The organism is Roseovarius sp. ZX-A-9, assembly GCF_028369135.1.
Classification (GTDB): Bacteria; Pseudomonadota; Alphaproteobacteria; order Rhodobacterales; family Rhodobacteraceae; genus Roseovarius.
This window is the reverse complement of sequence record NZ_JAPWHW010000021.1, coordinates 15421-37271: the sequence shown is the minus strand read 5'-3', so window position 1 is coordinate 37271 and position 21851 is coordinate 15421. Positions and strand designations below refer to the sequence as shown.

Here is a 21851-nt window from a genome sequence, read left to right as displayed (position 1 = left end):
GTTTCTTCAGTTGGGGCGAATGGTCCAGCCGCGGCCGCTACAGATCACCTGATCGTTCTGGTTGGTGAAGACGTTGTCGTGGATCACGAACAACCGCCCTTTGCGCATGTAACGATCGAGCGCGCGACCCTGCATCGAGATCACATCACCGGGACGTGCGGGGATGTTGTAAAACCAGCTCTGGCTGGCGTTGATCGTCCCCGGAGAGCGCATCCAGTCGGTCGTGCCGGTGCAGGCGAACATCAGCAGGATGTGGATCGTCGGCGGTGCGATTATGCCACCATAGGGGGTCGTCTTGGCGTATTCTTCGTCGAAGTAGAGCCGGTTGGTTTCGCCCATCGCCTCGGCGAAGTCGCCAATCGCCTCCTTGGTCAGCGTATAGGGCTGGGTCTCGCGCGGGGCGCCGGGGATGATTTCATCCCATGTCTGGCGTGCGCCGGCGTCCTTCCAGAAATCGGTCTCGAAACTCGGGTTCGGGTCTGATGTCATTGTTCGTCGGTCCTTTTGCAGAAAATGGGTCGGAATCAGCTGTTGTCGGGGCCTTCCATGACCAGCCCGCTGGCCAGCGCATCTTGCATGTCGCACGCGCTCAGCCCCGCATCGGACAGAATCGCCGCACCATGTTCGCCCAGACGGGGCGGGGGCGAGCGCAGGCTCGCGGTTGGGCGGCCATAGGTCACGGGGATGTCGATCATCGGCACGTCGCGCCCCTTGGCGTCGGGCAGGCTGGTGCGAAGGCCGTTGTGAAGGACCTGCGGGTCGGCGAAGATCTCGGGGTAGCTCAGGACCGGGCCGACTGGAACGCCGGCGTCGCCTAGCAGGGTCAGCCAGTGATCGGCACTGTGTTCAAGGAACCGTGCGGCGAGGTGGTCGTTGATGATATCGCGATGCGAGACGCGGTCGGCGTTGGTGGCGAATGCGGGATCGACGGCCCAGCCGTCTTCCTCTCCCATCGCCTTGCAAAGGATCAGCCAGTGTTTGTTGCTCATCACGCAGATGTTGATCGGACGATCAGCGGTCTGGAATGTGTCGGTTGGAGCCGAAAAGAACGACCCGTTACCGACCTTCGGCGTCTGTTCGCCCGTCGCCAGATAGTTGGAAATCTGCGGGGCCTGCAACGCGACAAGGCAATCCACGAGCGCCAGATCGAGGAACTGCCCGTTGCCGTCACGATCGCGCGCGCGGATGGCCGCGACAATCGCCAGCGCCGCGTTGAGTCCGGTCACCATGTCGCCGACGCGCTCGCCCGCCTTCACGGGGCGGTCGTCGATGCCGGTTACTGCCATCAATCCGGCCATGCCCTGAAAGATGTTGTCGAGGCCGGGACGGTCCGAATATGGTCCGCTCTGCCCAAAGCCCGAAATCGAGCAGTAGATCACCTCAGGGTTCACCTTGCGCACGGCGTCATAGTCGATGCCGAGCTTGTGTTTCACCTTGGGCAGGAAGTTCTCTACCACGACATCGGCCTTTTCTGCCAGCCGCAGCAGCAGGGCGGGCGCGTCCTTGTGGCGAAAGTCGATGCGCAGGCTGCGCTTGTTGCGGTTCACGCTCTGATAGTAGGCGGACTCGCCGTGGATGAGCGGAGGGCTCAGATCGCGGCTGGGGTCGCCCTCCTTAGGCTCGACCTTCCAGACATCCGCCCCGAGATCACCAAGGTGCATCGTCGCGAAAGGGCCCGAGAGGACACGCGAGAGATCAAGGACACGAATGTCGGAGAGGGTGCCGTTTGACAAATAATTGTTCCCTTAGCGAACAGTTGTGCGGTAGAAGAACGCTATTGCAGATTCGTTCTTCAGTCAAGTCGGGCTGTCTCCCGGACGGCGAACGGATATGTTCAGGCAGGCAATGACACGCAGAGAGGCATTGAATGGTAGTAGACGATCAAAAGGTTGAATCGGTGCAGGGGTTTGTGCGCGGACTGGCGGTGATCCGCTGCTTTCGCGAGGATGGCGGTCGGTTGACCCTGACCGAGGTGGCCAAGCGCGCCGACCTGTCGCGCGCGAGTGCGCGGCGTCTGCTTTACACGCTCTGCAACGAGAATTACGCCGCCACGGATGGCAAGGTTTTCTGGCTTACGCCGCGTATCCTGGATCTCGGCTATTCCTATCTGTCGTCGATGGAACTGTGGGGGTTCGCGCAGGAATATCTCGAACAGTTGCGCGAGACATTGGGCGAATCCACCTCCATCGCCGTGCTCGAAGGGGACGATGTCGTCTTTGTCATTCGCGCGCAGGCCCGACGCATCCTGACCAGCGCCCTGGGCGTCGGCAGCCGGATACCAGCCTACGTCATTTCACTGGGTCGTGCGATGCTGTCGACCTTGCCAGAGCACGAGCTCGAGGCATATCTGTCCCGCGTGAAGCTCGAAAAACTGACGCCGCACACGGTGGATGATCCCGATACGCTCCGCGAGGTGCTGCGGGCGGATCGCGCGCAGGGGTATTCCATCGTCAGCAAGGAACTTGAGCTGGGTATCAGCGGGATCGGTATGCCGATCCGCAACCGGCAGGGCCAGACCATCGCGGCAATCAGCGTGAACTTTCACCCCGATAGGGGGCTGGATCCCGCGGTGCAGGAACGCATCCTCGAGAGTCTGCACCACACGCGGGCGCAGATCGAAAGCGTACTGAAACTGCGTTAAGGCGTTTCGCAAAAACCTGAGTTACGGGTTTTCGCGAAACGCTGTAAGCGTCACACAACGCTTGGGGCCAGCACTCGGGCGGAGACGTCCTGCCCGAGGATCCGATGGAGCGTGTCGGCGAGGAAATCGGCACCTTCGGTCGCCGCGTCCCCATAAAACCGCCGGGCGACAAACCCGTCGGGGCGCACCAGCACCATGCCGCAATCATCCTCGCCGCGATAAAGCGCGGTGAACTTGGGCTCTTCGGGCACATACTCGCCTTGAGCGGACAGATCGACGAGGTGCAGGGGCAGGCCGGGATCACGATAGGTATCGATGATCCTCTGCCATTCTGTGGCTTGGCGTGTCACGACAAGGCTGAACCACATCCCCCACATCGTCACCAGCGATATCCGGTTTGCATCCTTGCCCGTCAGCCAGATATGTGGCGCGCGCGCACCCGGCGTCGTGCTCTCGATATACTCGGCAAGACGCGGCGTTGGCGGCGTTGCGCCGTCACGGATCACGGCGCTGGAATTGTACGTTGTGCCAAGCTGGTAACCCGTGTGCAGCACCGCGTTGCCACCATGCGACATCATCCGTTCCTCAAGGAAATCGCGTGCCTCCTGACTGATCTGTCCGGTGCGTGGCATGTCGGGCTCTCCGAGGATCGCGGATTGCGCGATCGCCTGATAATGTAGCGAGTTGTAGGTCGCGGATTTGACGGTCTGGAGTGCCTTGCTCTTGCGCTCGGCCACGTAGCTGTCGATCAACTCGTCTCCGGCCAGCCCCTTGAGCACAAGCGCTAGTTTCCACGACAGGTTGTTGGCGTCCTGCACGCCCGAATTGGCCCCGAATCCGCCCCAGGGCGAGTGCCAGTGCGCCGCGTCTCCGGCGAACAGGATGTTGCCCTCGCGCCAGTTGCGCAAGAGGCCCGTGGTATAATCGAACCGGTAGGTTTTTTCGATGCGGACCGGCAGGTCCGGCATCCCGAGCGCGCCGCGCAGCCGCTCTATGATTGCGGCCTCTTCGGGCAGTTCGTCCTCATCATGGCGAAAGCTGTAGCGCCAGAGACCCGTCTCGGGATGCTCGCTGCCGAACCAGCCGGGATAGCGCGGGTCGAGCACGAAGGAATGGAAAAATCCGTCCTTGCCGAGGGTATTCTTCAACTCGGCTTCGAATTCAACAAGGATCTGGTTGGTGAAGGCGGGACCGTAATCCTCGCCCTGACCGATCTGGTTGCGCACGACGCTGTGCGCTCCGTCGCTGGCGATCAGGTAGCGGGCGGAAAACGTCAACTGTTCCCCGGTGATGCGGTCCGTGGCCTCGACCTCTACCCGGTCGTCCAGCGGGGTGATGGTGTGGGCCTCGGTGTTGAAATAGGTGGTCAGGCTGGGCCATTGCGACGCCTTGTGCAGGATCGCCGCCTCGTAATCCGACGCCGGGATTTTGCGCGGATAGACCGGGGTCAGTTGCTCCCATTTCCTGCGGTACTCCGCATCGCTGCCGGTGGCCGAGCGGACCTGTGCCACCGGGCCGTTGGCGACGTTGACGTAAAACCCCTGACCGTTGGAGCGCTGGATTTCCCAACCGGCAGTGTCCAGCATGTCCCAGACGCCCCACTGGAGATAGAGCTCCGCAGTCTGCGAATGGACATACTGCCCCTTGGGCAGGGTCGTGGTGCCAGGGCGTTTTTCCAGCAGGACGGCGCGTATTCCTGCGCGTCCCAGAAGATAGGCAAAGGATAGCCCGACCGGGCCGCTACCGCAGATGATCACATCCGCCTCGACGGCGCGGGCGGGCGTTTTGGAGGTCTGATATGTCATGCCTTGGCGCTTTCTGGTTGGGCGTTCAGGTCATCGCGGACAATCTGGCGCAGGTAGTTGGCAGAACGCGCCATCCGTTCGCCGCACTTGTTCCATTCCGACCAGCTTCCGACAAACAGGTACGGTGTGTGACCAAGGGCCGAGAGGGTCAGCACCTCGAACGCAGAGAGTACGCCGCCGCCGCAATAGACGACGATCTCGCGACCCCGTGTGACACCTGCCTCTGCATAAAGCTGACTGATTTCCGCCTTGGTGCGCAGCTTACCCTGCGGGGTCCACTGGTCGGGTGCTGGCCGATTGACGGCATTCGGGATACATCCGGCGAGGTACCCCGCCTCGTCACGTGCATCGATCAGGATGGCCGTGCCGTCCATCCGCGCGACGGCGTCCACCTCAATGCTCGGCATGTTCCCCTGAGATAGCGACAGGGCATCCGGTGGCGGCCCACGGCGCGCAGGCGTATTGCCCTGTGCGACCGGCCCGCCGGCATTGATCCAGGCCTTGAGCCCGCCATCAAGAACCCGCACGTTGCGAAGGCCTGCCCATTTCAGCACCCACCATCCCCGCGCAGCCAATGCGAGCGAGCGGCCATAGGTCACGATTTCGGTCCGCTCATCCACGCCCCAGTTGCGCAACGCGTGTTGCAGCGCATCGAGTGTGGGCAGGGGCAGGTTGCCGCTGGTCTCGGACTGCGGCCCGGCAAGTACATCGCGGATTTGCGCATGAACGGCGCCGTGGATGTGGCAGGTGCGGAAATCGTCGAACTCTTCCTCCGGATCGCCCAGCCTGCAATCGACAAACAGCCGATTGCGGTTCGGCGTGGCGATCAGGTGTTCGGCGATGGCAACGTCGGGAGAGGCCAGCAGGTGATCCGGCGTCGTCGGAAAAGTCATTGCAGCCCCCCCTGTTTAAGTACGGAACCTGACGGCGCATTCTTGCAACCTTTTGGCATGAGATCTCACTTTCCTCTATCGGAATCGGTCACGGATGCTATAGTGACCGCTAAGCGGACATAATGTAACGCTTAGCGGTCAAAGTAGAATCCGCACCTTCGGATTGTCAACAGGGACGTGTCATGGCCTCATTGAACAGCGAAACCTTCGTTCACACCTTTGCCCGTGGACTCAGGGTCATTGAGGTGATGAGCGAGGTCACGACCCCCAGCACACTCGCCGTGCTGGCCCAGAGGACGGGGCTGTCGCGAACGGTGCTGCGGCGCTTCCTGCTGACCCTGATCGAGGTCGGCATGGCGGACACGGATGGCAAGCAGTACTGGCTCACGCCCGGCGTGCTGCGGCTCGGCATGTCCTACCTCTCGAGCTTGCCATATTGGCAGGAAGCACAGTTCGCGCTGGAGGAGTTGTGCGCGACGGTCGGGCAATCCTGTGCGCTATCGGTTCTGGACAAGGGCGAAATCGTCTACCTGCAACGCCAGCACGCCAAACGCATTCTGCCGCTCAGCCCTGCGCTGGGCAGTCGGATGCCCGCCTATGCGGTGTCGATGGGGCGGGTACAGTTGGCGGGGCTGGAGGACGGTAAACTGGACGCCTATCTGGAAACGGCGGATATCCGGGCGCTGACCGGGCGCACGATCATAGACCGTGCGAAACTAGGCAGCATGATCCGCCGCATCCGCGAGGACGGCTATGCCTGGGGCGAGCGTGAGTTTGACGATTCGATTTGCGGCCTCGCGGTGCCGGTCCGCGATCTGGCGGGCAGGGTGATCGCGGCGATCAACGTCAGTCTGGCGTCGCACGAATTCGACCATGACTCGGCGGTCGCCGCCTTTCTGCCCCAGCTTCGAATCGCGGCGTCGCGCATCCGCGCGGTCACGCCTGCGATGTGATCCGCGAGGTTCAGGGCGCGTATTTCCCGATCGCGGCGGCGTGGGCCGGACTCGCATAGGCCGGCATTTGATCCGGCGCGTGGTGTATTCGCCGGACGCCGTCACCTTGCGCACATGTGCGGCGATCTCCTCCATAGGGAAGAACCAGACGTCGCCCGCATCGACAACCCGCCCGAGGAACGACGCGACCACGTCCCAGCGCGCCAACCGACCGGTGGCGAAGGGACCCGTGGGTGCTGTCATGCGAAGCTGGCTTGAGCGGGGCAGGGGGGGCTCTGACGAGGTCTGGCTCGACACAGGTTTCCGCGTGACCTCCCGCCCCACCTGATGCACGACATCGGCCTCGAGCCCTGGCCCGAACGTTCGCGCTTGCGGCCATTCCTCCACCGCTTACGTGCGGTCGATAGCGCGATATCTTTGGCATCTTTTATTGGGGATCGGTCCGTCGCTTCAATGCCTCGGCGAGCGCCGAACCCAATGCGCCCTGATTGTTTGCAGTCGGTTTGGGAGAGGCAGACGAAGTGGCTTTTGCACCAGACTTTCGCTTCGCTGTGGCAGCGTGAAAGCGCGTAGGGAAGAGCAGCGCGGCATTGTGCGCCATCTATGCCGAACAGAACTGTCCGAGATCCTCACACGGTGTGGCAGAGCGTGACGGGTGTTCAGCGTCAGGAAGCTGAATCGCACAGTCGAACGGGTCAGTCGTAAAAATAGCTGGCGCAGCCACCGGGGTGGGCCTTGTCGGAAGGTGGGGATGATCGCACTGCCATGTTCGCTCAGGCTGGGGGGGCTCAAAGCGTGTGCTGTGTTTTGGCCCTGCAACCTAAACCTGCTTGAATGAAAAAATCTTGTTATGAATACGTAATCATGATCTTCTTTACGAAAGAATCACTGAAATGGTCTGTCTGTGAAATCGAAATCAAATTCAACGAGCAAGGATCTGGCGCGGGCGGCGGGGGTTTCCCAAGCTACGGTTTCGCGTGTTTTCCAAGGGCTGGACAATGTGAGCGCGGAGACGCGGGAGAAGGTTCTTGCTGCCGCCAGAACGATTGACTACCGCCCAAACGTTTTGGCGCGGGCGATGCGGACCAGCCGGATTGGCGTGATTGGCGTCGTAGTGGCTCGGCTGAACAATCCACTCTACACAGATATTCTGCGTGCTTTGAATCTCGCGCTCGTGGACCAGGAAATGCGTGTCGTGCTTTGGGATACCGAAGGCGCTGGCGAAGTGGCGGCAATTGACGCCATTCGCCAATCTCTTGTCGATGGGGTGATTTTTGCCGCCGCCACACGCACCTCGTCTGTTCTGGAAGAAGCAATTCAAGCTTCTGCCCCATTGGTGTTGATCAATCGGACCGTGGATGGCTTGGCGTGTGATCAAGTATCTAGCGACAACACGTCTGGTGGGGCGCTTGTGGCTTCCTACCTTTTGGATCATGGCCGACGTCGCATTGGCTACATCACTGGCAATACCGAGGCCAGTACGATCCAGAACCGCGAAGCGGGGTTTCTAAAGGCTCTGTCAGAGAAAGGTTCGAAGATTGAATCATCGCTCATACGACGTGTCGATTTTTCACATGACGCGGGCCGCAGAGCGATGCGTTCACTGCTTGATCTGGCCGACCCACCTGATGCGGTATTTTGCGCCAACGATTTGCTGGCCTTTGGCGCGCTGGATGGAGCGTTGGAGGCAGGCTGCCGGGTACCAGAAGATTGCTGGGTGGTCGGGTTTGATGATGTCGAGCAGGCCTCTTGGGCAACCTTGTCGCTGACCACCGTTCGCCAACCGATCAGTTCCATCGTCGATGACGGTGTCTCGCTGTTGCTGGAACGGCTTGCCAACCCCGCGCTGGAGCCGCGTTGCATTGTCCATCCGGTTGATCTGATGATCCGAGGGAGCACAGGACGATGCCGCAATCCGGCCCAAAGCGCCAATCCCCGAGGCGTTGCGACATGAGACACTTGATCGAACCAGAAATTTCCACCGAGTTCCGTCACGATGTTGATGTTCTAGTGGTCGGTGGCGGTGCTGCGGGTATGGCCGCGGCGGTATCGGCGGCCCGTTCCGGTGCTCGCGTGATGCTGGTTGAAAAGATGGGGTTTCTCGGCGGCACTCTGACCTCGGTTACCTTGGGCAGCATCTGCGGCCTTTATGGGCGCCGGGGTGACCGCGTGCAGAGACTTGTGCGCGGGTTCGCTGACGAGGTTGTGCAGCGATTGCATCAGCGCGGATGCGAGGTTCAGCCCAAAGTCTGGCTGCAGACTGCATCGCTGCCCTATCACCCGGAACCAATCAAACTGATCGCTGACGATCTGATGCGCGAGGAAGGTATCGAGGTTTGCCTTCATTCGCTGGCTGTCCGGGCGATCGTTGAAGAAGGTCAGGTGCGGGGTGCCGTATTCGAGTCCATTGATGGCCGTTGGGCCGTGCGGGCGTCCTGTGTCGTCGATGCGTCAGGGGACGGTCAGATCGCGGCGCTGGCGGGGGCGGAATGGGAATGCGACGTTGATGACCTGCAATTCCCAACAACAATGATCCGTTTCGGAGGCGTGGACACGGCTGTCGTGGACCAGACCGATCGCGCAGCCTTGCATCGCCATCTGGAGGCCGCAGTTGCCGCCGGGTACGATTTACCACGTACAGCCGGTGGAATTTTTTCGTTCAATGACTCTGTTGTTCATCTGAACATCACGCGGGTCTCGAATAACGGCAAGCCCCCCGACCCACTCTCGACCTCCGAGATGAGTATGGCAGAGGTTGATGGCCGCCGCATGGCCGAGCTCTATCTGGCTGCGTTTCGCGACCATGTGCCGGGCTATGAGAACGCTTGGCTGTTGGATACCGGGGCTCAGATAGGTGTCCGCGAAAGCCGCCGCATCACAGGCGACTATGTCCTGACGGAACAAGATGTGTTGGGGGCCGCCCGCTTTGATGATGCCATAGGCTGTTGTGCGTGGCCGGTCGAAGAGCATGGCGCGGATCGGGCAACGCGCTGGGTTTGGATGGAGGACGGGACGTTTTACCAAATCCCATGGCGCTGCCTCTTGCCACGCGGACGAGAGGGATTGATCGTCGCGGGTCGCTGTGCGTCGGCGACACATGTGGCGCAAGCGTCACTGCGCGTGGCCGGAACCTGCTTCGCCATGGGTGAGGCTGCGGGTCTGGGGGCGGCGATGGCAGCCGCCGATCATGGCGGTCTCGTGCGCAGTATCGACGTGCAGCACCTGCAAGCGCAATTGACAACACGGGGGGCGTTCCTGGGCAGAGATGCGCCCGAGGAATTCGATGACCACGGTCAGAATGCGGGATCAAAACAATGAAACTCAGAAGCAATTTTCGCGAGGGAGGTACGCTTTGGGCTTTGCGAAAAGCTCAATGGACCGCGTTAGGCATTGATCCCGCCGATATGGAAAAGCCGAAAATCGCGGTCATCAATACCTCATCTGAGATGTCCAGTTGCTTCTCGCATCTCGACCGGGTCGCGGCTGTGGTTAAGGAAGAAATTCGCGCAGCTGGTGGACTTCCCTTTGAAATCAAAACGACTGCGCCGAGCGACTTTATCCATTGTGCGGGATCTTCGGGTAGTTACATCCTGCCGTCACGCGATCTGGTTGTGAACGATATCGAGGTTTCTGTCGAAGGGCCGCAGTTGGATGGCATGGTCTGTCTGGCGTCTTGCGACAAGACAGCACCAGCTCACATGATGGCCGCCGCCCGGCTGAATATCCCCGCGCTGCTGGTCATTGGCGGGTATCAGGCCTGTGGGCAATTAAACAATGTACCGGTTGATATCGAGGACGTGTTCGAGAGTGTTGGTAAGCTCGGCTCAGGTGGGCTGACTGTCAGCGATATCGATTGCATGTCGCGTGTGGCAATCCGCGGCCCCGGCGTCTGTGTCGGGATGGGGACCGCCAATTCGATGCACATCATGAGTGAGGCGTTGGGTATGACCTTGCCGGGCAGCGCCCCGACCGCTGCCGAAGGTGACACAATGTACGAACGTGCCCGCGCGTCGGGACGAAGGATCGTCGAGATGATCCACGAAGATTTGCGTCCGTCACAGGTTTTGACACCTGCCGCTTTTCACAATGCCGCTGCTGTTGCTCTGGCACTTAGTACGTCGATCAACGTTATGCGCCATTTGCAGGCCGTGGCCGAAGAAGGACGAGTTCCCGTTGATATCTACCGCATCTTTGCGGAGCTCGATGGAAAAGTGCCGGTCCTCTGCGCGATCAAACCGAACGGCTCTGGCCGGATCGAAGATTTGGACGAGGCGGGGGGTACGCTGGCGGTCATGAAAGTGCTGCGCGACCTGTTGGATTTGACGGCGCGCGGCGTGGACGGCGTTGAATTGGGTGACCGGCTGGATCGGGCAGCCCCGGCGCGTGAAGGGGCCATCGCGTCTTTGGAACGACCGGTTTCCGCTGGGCCGTCACTGATGGTTTTCAAGGGTAGCTTGGCACCAGAAGGGGCAATCCTGAAACTGGGAACCAGTGCCGCATCTGACCTGGTATTCGAAGGGCCTGCACGGGTTTTTGAAACCCAACAGGCAGCCTTGGACGCGCTTGAGGCAGAGCAACTGGCTGAAGGCGAGGTGGTTGTTCTGCGCGGCCTTGGTGCAAGGGGAGGGCCTGGAGTGGCCTCGGCATCTTGGTTTGCGGCGGCTTTGGCGGGCAGCTCTCTGAAAGGCAAAACGGCCTTGGTCACGGATGGGCAGCTTTCTGGCCTCAACCACGGCGTGGTCGTTGGTCAGGTCATGCCCGAGGCGGCGATGGGCGGTCCCATCGGGCTGGTGCGTGACGGTGATCCGATCCGAATAGATCTGCCGGGCCGCTCTGTCGATTTGATGGTCTCAACTGAAGAACTGACGCGCCGAGTGGAAGAGACTGGCCCCATGATCGTCGAAATGCGCGATGGCTGGCTAGGTTTTTATCAGCAGCTGGTGACCCCCCTCAGCCGCGGGGGTGTTCTGCGCCCGGGGCGCGAGGCCGCATCAAAGGATCAAAAATGACCATGGTTTTCAGATCTTCCGGTTCAGCATGGCCTCACATGATTGACGGGCAGGAAGTGCCTTCAATCAATGAGGCAAAGTTTGAAAGTATCGATCCCTCCACAGGTAAAGTGCTGGGATCCTTTAGTGAGGCTGATGCTCTCGACGCAGACCGTGCTATCGACGCGGCGCAGGCTGCGTTCGCGTCTGGCTGGGGCACGCTGACGCCCAAAGCAAGGTCAAGGCACCTGTTTCGTTTTGCCGACGCAATCCGGTCGCGTGCCGATGATTTTGCTTTGGCCGAAACGCTCGATGTGGGCCGCCCGATTTCGCTGACGTCGACCGAGATGGGCGGACTGGCTGACTCGTTAGAGTATTACGCAGGGTTGCTGCTGGGATTGGGCGGCGAGACGCTGAACATCTCGGACCCGAGCCTGACTGATTTTACTCTGCGCGAACCCATCGGTGTTTGCGGATTGATCACACCTTGGAATTATCCGGCATTGTTGGCGGTGTTGAAATTGGCCCCTGCGCTCGCGGCCGGGAACACCGTGGTGTTGAAGCCCTCTGAGGTCACCCCGCTGTCCACTGCGCTATTGGCCGAATGCGCTCTGGCCGCAGATATGCCGCCCGGAGCACTGAACGTGATCCATGGCGGCGCAGAAGCCGGAATGCGGTTGGTGACACATCCCGCTGTTGGCAAAATTTCTTTTACTGGCGGCACGCAAACGGGAAAGCGCATTTTCGAGGCTGCGGCACAGGGCGTAAAGCGCCTGACGCTGGAACTCGGAGGCAAGTCGCCTCTGCTGGTTTTTGCTGATGCCGATATCGATGCAGCGGTTGAGGCGGCCTATACTGACAATGTGCGCAATTCAGGTCAAGTCTGTGCGGCCTGTACCCGGTTGATCGTGCAGCGCGACGTACACGATGCCTTTGTGGATAAACTGGAAACACGGTTGCGATCTGTGCGGGTTGGTCTGGCACAGGATCCGCAATCAGAGATGGGCCCGGTCGTCAGTGCCGCTCAACGAGATCGGATATCGGGATATCTGGATCAGGCAGAGGCCGAAGGTGCTGATCTGCGCCGCTATGTGGATCTGTCACAGCGCGACGATCTCAGCGGGGGCTATTTCATTTCACCCGCTTTGATCCTGAACGCAGCTGGCGACATGCAGACCTCACGTGACGAGATTTTTGGACCCGTCCAAAGCGTCTTGTCTTTTGACACCGAAGACGACGGCATTGCCATGGCCAATGACAGTGACTTCGGCTTGGCGGCTGCGGTGTTTACCCGTGACACCGGCCGCGCGATGCGAGCCGCGCACAGAATTCGGGCAGGTACCGTTTGCATCAACGCAGGTCGCAAGGTTTCGGTCGACGCGCCTTTTGGTGGCTTCGGGATGAGCGGCTTTGGCAAGGAACGCGGGATCGCGGCGATGCTGGACGACACGCAACTGAAGAATATCCGCTACGCGCTCGACTGATGTCCAACATCTGCTTGCGCACCCAAACTACGACCAAACCAAACAAAACAGGGAGAAGAAAAATGAATGCTTTGAAGAAATTCACTCTAGGGGCCGCAGTGGTCCTTACCGGCGCGACGGGAGCCGCAGCGCAGGACATCCAAGAACGCCAGATGACTCTTGGCCACGTGGTTGCCGAGCAGTTCCCCTATCATACCTCGGCCATGCTGATGAAAGAGGAGATGGCGGCAAAGACCGATGGAGCCTGGACGCTTGATGTGCATCCCAGTGGCGCACTCGGTGGGGAACGCGACGCGCTCGATGCGCTATTGCTGGGGTCGATGGATTATACTTGGGTCCACACAGCTGCAATGGCTAGCTTTGTTCCATCCTTCGATCTGTTCAATATGCCGTTCGTCTTCCGTAGCCCCGAACATATCGAAGAGGCGTTGAACACGCTCGACTTTTCGAAATTTTACGAAGAGGCCGATGCGGCTGGGTTCAAGCTTCTAGGGATCGGCTCTCCAGCTTTCCGGTATCCGATGAACAACGTCCACCCGATTTTGACGGTGGAGGATTTCGACGGAATGCGGATGCGGACCATGGGCGTCGCGGCCCATATCGACACCTATGAAGCCTTGGGATCAAATGTGGCCTCTACATCTTTTGCAGAGCTCTACGGTGCCCTGCAGACCGGCACGGTAGATGGCAACGAAAACGCCTTGTCGGCACTGTCGTCGATGCGTTTTAACGAAGTGCAGAAATACCTGACGCTTTTGCCGACGGTCGCCAACATTGCCGTGCTCGCAATGAGCAAATCCACGTTCGATTCGATGTCGCCCGCTGAACAGGCACTGATCGAGGAAATCGGCCGCGATACAGTCGCCAAGAATAACGCAGATTATGCGAGACTGGATTCCGAAGCGCTCGAATCAATGAAAGCACAGGGACTGGAAGTGAATGAAATCACCGACATGTCAGGCTTTATCGAGGCAACTGCCCCGGTTCGCGACAAGTATTCGGAAAACCTGGAACCTTGGGTGCGTGATCTTATGGCACAAATCGAAGCCCTGCCTTCAGCGCAGAACTAAGACAGGACCCCGGCCCCGCGATGTGGGGCCGGGTGTCATCACGATGGAGTGTGACGAAAATGGATCGACTGCAGAAGCTTAGTCTGATGATGGAAGTCGCGATCCGCGTGCTGGTGATTGCCTTCATGTTGTTCATGCTTGGCACGGTCCTTCTTGATGTCTTGGCGCGCAACACCGCGCTGCGTATTCGGGGGTTGGACGAATTGGCGCGCTATTCGCTGATCTGGATCGTTTTCCTCGCAACGGCAGCTGGTGCGCGTTACGGCGACCTGATCGGCATGGATGCCCTGCCCAAGATGTTTCCATTGCCGGTTCAAACATTCCTATGGTTGCTGCGCCGGGTCATCTTTCTGGCATTTCTTGTCGGGTTTGCCTGGTATGCGCTGGGCCTTGTTCAGCTCATGATTAAGACCGGGCGATCTTCGCCTAACCTGCACATTCCGCTTTGGCTGGTCTACGCGCCGCTCTTTGTCGGGACGGTTTTGATGGCCCTGTCCACGCTCATCGATGCGGCAAACCGTTTGGCGACTGGTACGGTCAATGACCCGGTAGAACCGGACGAAGGGAGCAGGCTGTGGAATTGACCGCGCTCGCCGTAACATTTTTTGTCACGTTGTTGATCGGTCTGCCCATCTATGCGGTGATGGGGTCGTCAGTCTTGGTGTATTTCTTGCTCTCAGGCGTCAACCCGATCACGATTCCGCACCGTGCTTTTGCCGGTATCGACGTGTTTGTCCTGATGGCAGTACCGTTCTTCATGCTTGCGGGTAACCTGATGAACGCAGGGGGCACCACGCGGCGGCTGGTGACCCTGGCCGAGGCCATGGTGGGCTGGGTCCGGGGTGGTCTGGCCCATGTCAACGTGGTGGTGTCGATGCTGTTCGCCGGTATTTCTGGCTCTGCTGCCGCTGATACTGCGGCGGTGGGCAGCATCATGATCAAATCAATGAAGGAACGTGGTTATTCAACAGAATTTGCCACATCGGTAACGGTTTCCTCTTCGCTGATCGGACCAATCATACCGCCGAGCATCATCTTGATCGTCTATGCGGTGGTCGCTGGCGTCTCTGTCAATGCACTGTTTTTGGCCGGAATTGTGCCGGGCATTCTGCTGGGACTGGCGCAGATGGTATTGATCGCGGTCTATGCTTGGCGGCTTGGGTTCGGCAAGGGTGAACGATTTGCGCTGAAGAGGTTTTTGCTGGCCTTGGCAGATGGGTTGATACCCTTGGGCATGCCCGCGATCATTCTAGGTGGCATCTTTTCAGGCTTTTTCACACCAACCGAGGCAGCAGCAGTGGCCTGTCTCTACGCCTTGTTGGTAGGGCTGTTCATCTACAGGGAACTCAAGCTGCGAGATCTGCCTCGGATCGTGCTGGAGAGCGCCCGGACCACTGGAAGCGCGCTGATTATCGTGGCCATCGCGGCGCCCCTTAGCTGGATTCTGACAAAGGAACAGGTGCCCGCGATGGTGACCGCCGCGATACAAACTGTATCAGACAACCCGGTGGTGACACTGCTTTTGATCAACCTGATGCTGCTGGTGCTGGGCGCATTCATGGAGATGATTGCCGCGTTGATCATACTTGTACCGATCCTGTTACCTGTGGTGGTGGGTATGGGCATGGATCCAGTCCATTTTGGGATCGTTGTGGCGATCAACCTGACCATCGGGATGATCACCCCTCCAGTTGGGATCAGCTTGTTTATTGGTGCCACGATCGGGCGAATATCGCCCGAGCGGTTGGCCTGGGCCAATATGCCGTTTCTCATCGTTTCAATTCTCGTCCTGTTGATCATTACTTTTCTACCCGGGGTGGTGATGTTTCTGCCTGATCTCTACGGACGCTGAATTATGGCTGAGCATTTTGATTATATCGTGATCGGAGGTGGATCATCTGGCTGCGTTTTGGCCAATCGGCTGTCGGCGGACGGGCGGTGCACCGTCTTGTTGGTCGAGGCTGGTCCTGACACGCCACCTGATGATGTGCCTGCCTCCATATGGGCCGAAGGCTATCTGCCGGACTATTTTTCAGACAACAGATATTGGACTGACCTGACCGTAACACGTGATCCGGTTGGCAATCGGTCCCCTGAAGAGGCCGAGGGGGATCTGACGGCGCATATCTACGAACAAGCGCGCGTCATGGGCGGCGGTTCCAGCGTGAACGGACAAGTTGCGCTGCGTGGCATCCGTTCGGATTACGACGCTTGGGAAAAACTGGGAGCCACCGGTTGGAGCTATGACGATTGTCTCCCCTATTTTCGCAAGTTGGAAAGGGACATGGACTTTGACGGACCGTTTCATGGTCGTGAAGGTCCAATCGCACTCAGGCGTACCTTCCCCGAGGATTGGTCGACCTTTGCGCTGGCCTTTCGCGATGCGTTAGAGGATCAAGGCCTGCAGTATCACGACGATTGCCATTCCGTACACTCTGAAGGCTGCTTTCCCTTCCCGAAGAACAACGTTTATGGGCGCCGCATATCCACGGCAGTTGGATATCTTGGCAGTGCCATTCGCCGCCGCTCCAACCTTCAGATCATGTCCGAGACGCGGCTTGTGCGCATTTTGGCCAATGAACGGCGCATCAGCGGCGTAGAGTTGCAGCCCAAAGGGGCGCAACTCCAAGCCATCAACGCTGGTGAAGTCATTATTTGCGCAGGCGCGCTGCATTCTCCGGGTATCCTGATGCGGATGGGCATAGGTCCGGCCGATCATCTGTCGGAGCTGGGAATCCCCGTGTTGGTGGACCTGCCCGGGGTCGGTCGAAATCTGCAGGACCATCCATTGGTTGGGCTGGGACTGCATCTGAAGCCCGAGGCACGGATGCCTGAGACCATAAAGAATTCGTTCTTGGTCTATACGCGGTTTTCGTCGGGGCTGAAGGGGTGCGAACGCGGCGACATGAAAATGTCATTGGGCGCGCGCTTTGATCAGACACGCATCGGCCACCAGATCGGCGTATTACGCGTGGGACCAGATCAGGCCCATTCGCGCGGTTATGTTCGACTGCGCAGCGCGCGTCCGGAAGACGAGCCTTTTGTCGCCTTCAACCTGCTATCAGATCCACGCGACATGGAGCGGATGAAGGTCGGCGTGCGGTTTGCCATCCAACTGCTGCAGTCAGAGCAGCTGCGGGAGGTGGGCTATAGCGCCTTCGCTGGGGGATATACCGAATGGATCAGGCGCCTGGGCCGCAAAGATCGGTTGACTGGCATGGTTAATGCTGTGGGTGCCCTTGCCTTGGATTCAAACGACTTCATACGGCGCAGCCTGATGGCCATCGCCATGTCTGGCTACAACATTGAGCGGATGTTGGTTGACGACAGCGAACTGGAACGTTTTATCCGCGACACGGTATTGGGCAATTGGCATGCCTGCGGCAGTTTGGCTATGGGCCGTGCAGACGACCCCATGGCATGTGTCGATGCGGGTGGACGCGTCATCGGTGTCGACGGGCTTCGAGTGGCAGATGCTTCGGTGATGCCGCGCATACCCTGTGCGAACATTAACCTGACCACCATCATGATTGCTGAAAAGCTATCAGATGCAATCATCTCAGACCGCCGCTAACCATTTCATGGCGCAATAAGTGGCTGTCTTTGCCCTCTGCGCTATTGTTCTTTACGGGAAAACAGAAGCGCCATCCGGTTCCCAGTTATCAAAAGGGTTTGCGGGAACGGAGCGAACCTCGCCCGCTCCGGCTCGGTTCCGTTATACCGCGACCTTTCAATGCCCTGATGCGGACCTCCGTCAAAACCCAAGCGCACGTTCCGAAAACCTATCCGATCTCGTGATTTGCCATGCGTTCCAGTGCCTTGACCATGCCGGAATGGTCGTCATTGCCGCCGTCATTTGCAGCGCAGGAGTTGAACAGTTCCTGGCAGGTGGCGGTGTTCGGCAATGAGACGCCCAGTTCGCGCGCGCTTTGCAGCGCGAGGTTGAGGTCTTTCTGGTGCAGGCAGATGCGGAATCCGGGGGCGAATGTGCGGTTGATCATCCGCTCGCCATGCACTTCGAGGATTTTTGACGAGGCGAAGCCGCCCATTAGTGCCTTGCGCACGGTGGCCGGATCGCAGCCTGCTCGCGAGGCAAACAGCAGCGCCTCGCTGACCGCCTCAATGTTGAGCGCGACGATGATCTGATTGGCGATCTTGCAGGTCTGTCCGGCGCCGTTATGGGTGCCGATCAGGGTGATGTTGCCACCCATCAGCTCGAACAGGGGGCGGGCGCGCTCGAACGCCGCTTCGGGGCCGCCGACCATGATCGTCAGCGTGCCGGCCTTGGCGCCCACCTCGCCGCCGGACACCGGCGCGTCAAGGTAGAGTGCGCCCTTGTCGTTGACGGCTTTGGCCAGATCGGCGGTGACAATCGGGCTGATCGAGCTCATGTCGATCACCAGCGCGTCCTTGCGCAAACCTTCAAGCGCGCCATTTTCGCCGCGCAGTACGCGTTCCACATCGGGGCTGTCGGGCACCATGATGATAAGCGTGTCGCAGGCGGCAGCCACCTCGGCGGGGGAGTCGACGACCTTGACCTGTTTACCGTTCAGCGCGGCGGGCAGGGGCGAGGTATTGAGGCAGGTCACGATGCCATGCCCGCCCTCGAGCAGTTTTTCCGCCATCGGCGTGCCCATCACGCCAAGGCCGATGAATCCGATATCCATGTGGGTCTCCTTTCTTGGGCCGGACCTTTTGGGTCAGCCCGCGTCAGTCAGTAGCCGAGATCCGGCTGAATGGGGTTGAGCAACGGCTTGCCCGCCAGGAACAGTTCCATGTTGCGGAAGAACAGACCCAGCGTCAGCGGGATGTAGGCGTCACCATCATCGGCCGAGACATGCGGCGTCAGGATCAGGTTGGGCGTATCCCAAAGGCGCGAGTCTTCCGCCACCGGTTCGGGATCGAACACGTCGAGGATCGCCCCCCCCAGCGTGCCTTCCTGCAGCTTGTCGCAAAGTGCGTCGTAATCCATCACCGCCTCGCGCCCGATGTTGATGATGCCTGCGGAGGGCTTCATCAGGTCCAGCCTGCTCCGGTCCATCAGTCCGCGCGTCTGCGGTGTGTCGGGGGTGGCGATCAGCAGGTAGTCCGCGCGCGGCAGCACCTCGTCCAGCCGGTCGGTGGTGACCACCTCGTTGCAGCCGTCCACTGGATTGCCGCTGCGATTGACGCCGATCACATGCATACCGAGGGCCTGCGCCTTTTTCGCACCCGACCCGCCCAGACTACCCGTGCCCAGCACCACCAGTGTCTTGCCGGCTATCGGCGAGGCGTAGAGTGAATCGTAGACCTTGCGGCGCTGGTTGGTGACGATGGCCGGGATGTGCGAATGCAGCATCAGGACCGCCATCAAGCCGAATTCGCCGGCCTTGGCAGCATGCACGCCCTTGTTGTTGGTCAGCGTCACGCCTTCGGGCAGCCAGTCCATCGGCAGCAGGTGTTCGACACCCGCGCCGATGCAATGGATCCATTTCAGGTTGGGCGCGATGGTGGCCAGGTTTTCGGTGGGCAGATCCCACGTCAGCAGGACATCCGCGTCCTTCATCGAGGTTTCGAAATTATCGGTATCCCAGTCGAAGATTGCTTCGATCTGCGCGCCGATGCCGTCAAACTCGGCAAGGGCGGTCTGAAACCGCTCTTGCGTGATGGTAAAGACCTCCTCGCCCTCGGGGGTGTTGGGGAAGGACCCCGGTGCCCAACGGTTGTTTTTCACATGTACTTTCACGGTCATGGCCGTAGTCCTTCCGTCTTTCTTGTGCTCTTGAGCAGACTGGATCAGCCGAGGCCGTTGGCCTCGAACTCCTTGAGTTTGTCGATGATGGCTCGGTCGCGGGCCTCATCGTCCAGATCCTCGAAGGTGAACTGCATCTCCAACACCTCAGCGCCAATGCGGGCAAGGTATTTGCGATCATCCTGCCCTTCGATCGGCGGCATGCGCAGCACCGTGTCCTGCCCGTAGGTGCGGACCGGCAGACCCTCGGGGTGGACGGGCTGCGGCGGCTCGATACCGTCGCTGGCAAGGTCGCGGATCTGCTTGCGGGCGCGCCGCCGGTAGAGCGAGATGCCGCGATCTGTAGGCATCAGATGTTCGCCCTTGTGGGTCGAGATCGGGCCCATCCCTTCGACCGCCTCGGAATCCGCCGGGTAGCGCTGCTTTTCCTCGAGCGGACGGTCCAGGATCTCGCCCTGTTCAATCAGTTCGCAGCCTTCCTTGGTGTTGTACTGCATCGGGTCGCCGCGCGGGCCGAAATTGGCCCAGGCGTAGACGATGGAATTTTCGTCATCCACCGGCACCACCCAGCGGGTAAAGCACGAGCGCCCGAAATAGCGCTGCTCGGTGCCGTCGGCGGCAAAGGCCGAACCGGCCTGGGTGAAGTTGGGCAGGATCAGTTCGTTCACCCGCACCCAGACGTTGTCGTCGATGCGCCGGGTCGAGGAGCCAAGGAAGTGGTTCTCGTTGCGCTCGAAGAATTTCAGCTCGCCGAGGGCGGCCATGCCTTCGGAGAATTGCGGATGGCTGTTCTGGCTGTGCAGGAACGTCGTATGCACCGGGTCGAGAATGGCGTCGAGTACCTGAATCCAGTTGCAGGTATAGGGCGCCTTGTAGGTCGTGGTGACCATCTCGGGGATGGTGAATGCGTCGTAGAAGGGGAATTCCGGGCGTTTGTCCGGCGGGCCCATATAGGCAAAGACCAGCCCGTTGTACTCGATCACAGGATAGGCGCCCAGCCGGGTCTTTTCGCGCACCATGTCGGCGGCGGCGGAGTTTTCCGCAGGGGTTTCCAGGATCTCGCCATCAGGCGCGAAGAGCCAGCCGTGATAGCAGCAGCGGATGCCGTTATCCTCGCATTTGCCGTATTCCAGCGACGCACGGCGGTGCGGACAGTATTTGTGGACCAGTCCGATTTTTTCGCCCCCGGCATAGCGGAACAGCACCAGTTCCTCGCCCAGAATCTTGATGAGCTTGGGCAGGTCGCCCAGTTCGCTGGCGATGAAGACCGGCTGCCAGAAGCGCCGCAGGTACTCGCCACCCGGCGTGCCCGGTGTAATGCGGGCCAGCTCCTCTTCGATGCCGACGGTTTCGGTCTGCGTGTAGCCACGGAAGTTTCCGGCGAACATATCCAGTATCGGTTTGGTTTCAGCGACTGTCATCGGTAGTATCCCTTCGCAATACCCATGGCTGGGTGGTAATTTGTGATTTCGAAATATGGACGGCTGAATTCGTAAGTCAATCGATATTTTGTGATGAATTCGTATTGCGGGCATCATGTAGTTCGAATTCAGTATCGAGGCAGGGTGAGGCGAGGCACACCGGAAAGGGGACTGGACCAAAGATGGATCAAGCGCAGCAAGACGATTCGACACCGGGACAGGCAGGCAAGGCTCTGCTGGCTGACAAGCTGAACAGAAGCATCGTAAGGATGCTGCGCGAGGATGGGCGCAGGGCATATTCCGAGATTGCTCAGGCGCTGGATGTGTCCGAAGGCACGATTCGCAACCGCATCAACAGCATGAAGGCGGCGGGGGCGCTGCGCATTGCGGCCATCACCGACCCGCAGGCGTCGGAATACCGCTCCGAGGCAATGTTGGGCCTGAAGATAGGGGCTAATTGCAAACCTGCAGATGTGGCGGCGAAGCTGAGCAAACTTGACGAGATCGTCTATGTGGCCTGGATGAGTGGCCGCTACGATTTGCTGGTGGAGGTGGTCAGCGACGGGCAGGGCTCGCTCGTGCATCTGCTGGAGAAGCACATTTACGACAACCCCGATATCATTGATGTCGAAGTCATGACGCGCCTGCGCAATTACAAGAACCAGTTCCTGCTCAAGAAGAACTGGACCTGAGGCGTAGCCTCTCGATTTTCCTGAATGTTTCGACGCGGGTGGCGCTGCCGCTCGTCGCCGCACCCCGCCAGCCCCGGCGGGGCGCTTTGCTTTGGTTGTCCGGCATTGTCCCGGCCCCGACCCCATGATCTGCGCCATTTTGGGGTGGTGCTGAAATCGTACGCAATTACGGA

18 protein-coding genes are annotated in these 21851 nt (G+C 59.7%); 11 read left to right on the top strand and 7 right to left on the bottom strand.

All coding sequences use genetic code 11. The annotated features are described in order from the left end of the window. Positions 1-6 precede the first annotated feature (6 nt). Both O3306_RS18185 and O3306_RS18180 read right to left on the bottom strand, forming a co-directional pair. A complete protein-coding gene (locus O3306_RS18185; RefSeq protein WP_272009956.1) occupies positions 7-489 on the bottom strand; it encodes a MaoC family dehydratase in 483 nt (160 codons plus the stop codon). A gap of 35 nt (positions 490-524) precedes the next feature. Then, the gene (locus tag O3306_RS18180) at positions 525-1733 is read right to left on the bottom strand and encodes a CaiB/BaiF CoA transferase family protein (protein ID WP_272009954.1); all 1209 of its coding nucleotides are present in this window, start codon (positions 1731-1733) and stop codon (positions 525-527) included. A 134-nt stretch (positions 1734-1867) separates the two neighbouring features. Between O3306_RS18180 and O3306_RS18175 the strand changes: the two genes are divergently transcribed. Next, positions 1868-2641 carry an IclR family transcriptional regulator domain-containing protein gene (locus O3306_RS18175; RefSeq protein ID WP_272009952.1) on the top strand — a complete coding sequence of 258 codons (774 nt, stop codon included), beginning with the start codon at positions 1868-1870 and terminating at the stop codon, positions 2639-2641. Between the two features lie 50 nt (positions 2642-2691). Here O3306_RS18175 and O3306_RS18170 read toward each other — a convergent pair whose 3' ends face one another. Next, the gene (locus tag O3306_RS18170; protein WP_272009950.1) at positions 2692-4446 is read right to left on the bottom strand and encodes an FAD-dependent monooxygenase; all 1755 of its coding nucleotides are present in this window, start codon (positions 4444-4446) and stop codon (positions 2692-2694) included. Then, on the bottom strand, positions 4443-5339 hold the full coding sequence (locus O3306_RS18165) for a sulfurtransferase (RefSeq protein ID WP_272009948.1): 897 nt from the start codon (positions 5337-5339) through the stop codon (positions 4443-4445). The genes O3306_RS18170 and O3306_RS18165 overlap by 4 nt, the downstream gene beginning before the upstream one ends. Positions 5340-5521: 182 nt before the next feature. On the opposite strand from O3306_RS18165, the gene O3306_RS18160 reads away from it, so the two are divergent. The 9 genes from O3306_RS18160 (at position 5522) to O3306_RS18120 (ending at position 17408) form a co-directional block, all read left to right on the top strand. Beyond that, positions 5522-6292, top strand: a complete 771-nt coding sequence (locus O3306_RS18160; RefSeq protein WP_272009946.1) for an IclR family transcriptional regulator domain-containing protein — start codon at positions 5522-5524, stop codon at positions 6290-6292. A 904-nt stretch (positions 6293-7196) separates the two neighbouring features. Beyond that, positions 7197-8246 carry a LacI family DNA-binding transcriptional regulator gene (locus tag O3306_RS18155; protein ID WP_272009944.1) on the top strand — a complete coding sequence of 350 codons (1050 nt, stop codon included), beginning with the start codon at positions 7197-7199 and terminating at the stop codon, positions 8244-8246. After that, complete coding sequence (locus O3306_RS18150; protein ID WP_272009942.1) at positions 8243-9610, top strand: FAD-dependent oxidoreductase; 1368 nt, start codon at positions 8243-8245, stop codon at positions 9608-9610. The genes O3306_RS18155 and O3306_RS18150 overlap by 4 nt, the downstream gene beginning before the upstream one ends. Before the next feature lie 86 nt (positions 9611-9696). Next, positions 9697-11301 (top strand): dihydroxy-acid dehydratase, encoded by a 1605-nt coding sequence (locus O3306_RS18145; RefSeq protein ID WP_272009940.1) that lies wholly within the window; start codon positions 9697-9699, stop codon positions 11299-11301. Beyond that, positions 11298-12764, top strand: a complete 1467-nt coding sequence (locus tag O3306_RS18140; protein ID WP_334312360.1) for an aldehyde dehydrogenase family protein — start codon at positions 11298-11300, stop codon at positions 12762-12764. The genes O3306_RS18145 and O3306_RS18140 overlap by 4 nt, the downstream gene beginning before the upstream one ends. Next, positions 12764-13834 carry a TRAP transporter substrate-binding protein gene (locus O3306_RS18135; protein ID WP_272009937.1) on the top strand — a complete coding sequence of 357 codons (1071 nt, stop codon included), beginning with the start codon at positions 12764-12766 and terminating at the stop codon, positions 13832-13834. The genes O3306_RS18140 and O3306_RS18135 overlap by 1 nt, the downstream gene beginning before the upstream one ends. Before the next feature lie 59 nt (positions 13835-13893). Next, the gene (locus tag O3306_RS18130; RefSeq protein WP_272009936.1) at positions 13894-14418 is read left to right on the top strand and encodes a TRAP transporter small permease; all 525 of its coding nucleotides are present in this window, start codon (positions 13894-13896) and stop codon (positions 14416-14418) included. Next, the gene (locus O3306_RS18125) at positions 14409-15686 is read left to right on the top strand and encodes a TRAP transporter large permease (RefSeq protein WP_272009934.1); all 1278 of its coding nucleotides are present in this window, start codon (positions 14409-14411) and stop codon (positions 15684-15686) included. Before O3306_RS18130 ends, O3306_RS18125 begins: the two co-directional genes overlap by 10 nt. A gap of 3 nt (positions 15687-15689) precedes the next feature. Then, on the top strand, positions 15690-17408 hold the full coding sequence (locus O3306_RS18120; protein ID WP_272009932.1) for a GMC family oxidoreductase: 1719 nt from the start codon (positions 15690-15692) through the stop codon (positions 17406-17408). Positions 17409-17616: 208 nt separating this feature from the next. Here O3306_RS18120 and O3306_RS18115 read toward each other — a convergent pair whose 3' ends face one another. From O3306_RS18115 to O3306_RS18105, 3 genes are read right to left on the bottom strand one after another with little or no spacing between them, the layout of a single operon-like run. Next, entirely contained in the window at positions 17617-18501 is an 885-nt protein-coding gene (locus tag O3306_RS18115; protein ID WP_272009930.1) for a 2-hydroxy-3-oxopropionate reductase, read from the bottom strand. Between the two features lie 47 nt (positions 18502-18548). Further along, entirely contained in the window at positions 18549-19565 is a 1017-nt protein-coding gene (locus O3306_RS18110) for a D-2-hydroxyacid dehydrogenase (protein WP_272009928.1), read from the bottom strand. 44 nt (positions 19566-19609) lie between these two features. Further along, entirely contained in the window at positions 19610-20986 is a 1377-nt protein-coding gene (locus O3306_RS18105) for an aromatic ring-hydroxylating dioxygenase subunit alpha (protein ID WP_272009925.1), read from the bottom strand. Between the two features lie 182 nt (positions 20987-21168). Between O3306_RS18105 and O3306_RS18100 the strand changes: the two genes are divergently transcribed. Continuing rightward, positions 21169-21678: an Lrp/AsnC family transcriptional regulator gene (locus O3306_RS18100; protein ID WP_272009923.1), complete on the top strand. Its 510-nt coding sequence runs from the start codon at positions 21169-21171 to the stop codon at positions 21676-21678. The last annotated feature ends 173 nt before the right edge of the window (positions 21679-21851 follow it).

What these genes read in the sequence shown, in the direction of transcription:
- O3306_RS18185 (WP_272009956.1), bottom strand. Translation starts at nt 489, where the DNA reads ATGACATCAGACCCGAACCCGAGTTTCGAGACCGATTTCTGGAAGGAC.
- O3306_RS18175 (WP_272009952.1), top strand. Translation starts at nt 1,868, where the DNA reads ATGGTAGTAGACGATCAAAAGGTTGAATCGGTGCAGGGGTTTGTGCGC.
- O3306_RS18170 (WP_272009950.1), bottom strand. Translation starts at nt 4,446, where the DNA reads ATGACATATCAGACCTCCAAAACGCCCGCCCGCGCCGTCGAGGCGGAT.
- O3306_RS18165 (WP_272009948.1), bottom strand. Translation starts at nt 5,339, where the DNA reads ATGACTTTTCCGACGACGCCGGATCACCTGCTGGCCTCTCCCGACGTT.
- O3306_RS18160 (WP_272009946.1), top strand. Translation starts at nt 5,522, where the DNA reads ATGGCCTCATTGAACAGCGAAACCTTCGTTCACACCTTTGCCCGTGGA.
- O3306_RS18150 (WP_272009942.1), top strand. Translation starts at nt 8,243, where the DNA reads ATGAGACACTTGATCGAACCAGAAATTTCCACCGAGTTCCGTCACGAT.
- O3306_RS18145 (WP_272009940.1), top strand. Translation starts at nt 9,697, where the DNA reads ATGGAAAAGCCGAAAATCGCGGTCATCAATACCTCATCTGAGATGTCC.
- O3306_RS18140 (WP_334312360.1), top strand. Translation starts at nt 11,298, where the DNA reads ATGACCATGGTTTTCAGATCTTCCGGTTCAGCATGGCCTCACATGATT.
- O3306_RS18135 (WP_272009937.1), top strand. Translation starts at nt 12,764, where the DNA reads ATGTCCAACATCTGCTTGCGCACCCAAACTACGACCAAACCAAACAAA.
- O3306_RS18130 (WP_272009936.1), top strand. Translation starts at nt 13,894, where the DNA reads ATGGATCGACTGCAGAAGCTTAGTCTGATGATGGAAGTCGCGATCCGC.
- O3306_RS18120 (WP_272009932.1), top strand. Translation starts at nt 15,690, where the DNA reads ATGGCTGAGCATTTTGATTATATCGTGATCGGAGGTGGATCATCTGGC.
- O3306_RS18115 (WP_272009930.1), bottom strand. Translation starts at nt 18,501, where the DNA reads ATGGATATCGGATTCATCGGCCTTGGCGTGATGGGCACGCCGATGGCG.
- O3306_RS18110 (WP_272009928.1), bottom strand. Translation starts at nt 19,565, where the DNA reads ATGACCGTGAAAGTACATGTGAAAAACAACCGTTGGGCACCGGGGTCC.
- O3306_RS18105 (WP_272009925.1), bottom strand. Translation starts at nt 20,986, where the DNA reads ATGACAGTCGCTGAAACCAAACCGATACTGGATATGTTCGCCGGAAAC.
- O3306_RS18100 (WP_272009923.1), top strand. Translation starts at nt 21,169, where the DNA reads ATGGATCAAGCGCAGCAAGACGATTCGACACCGGGACAGGCAGGCAAG.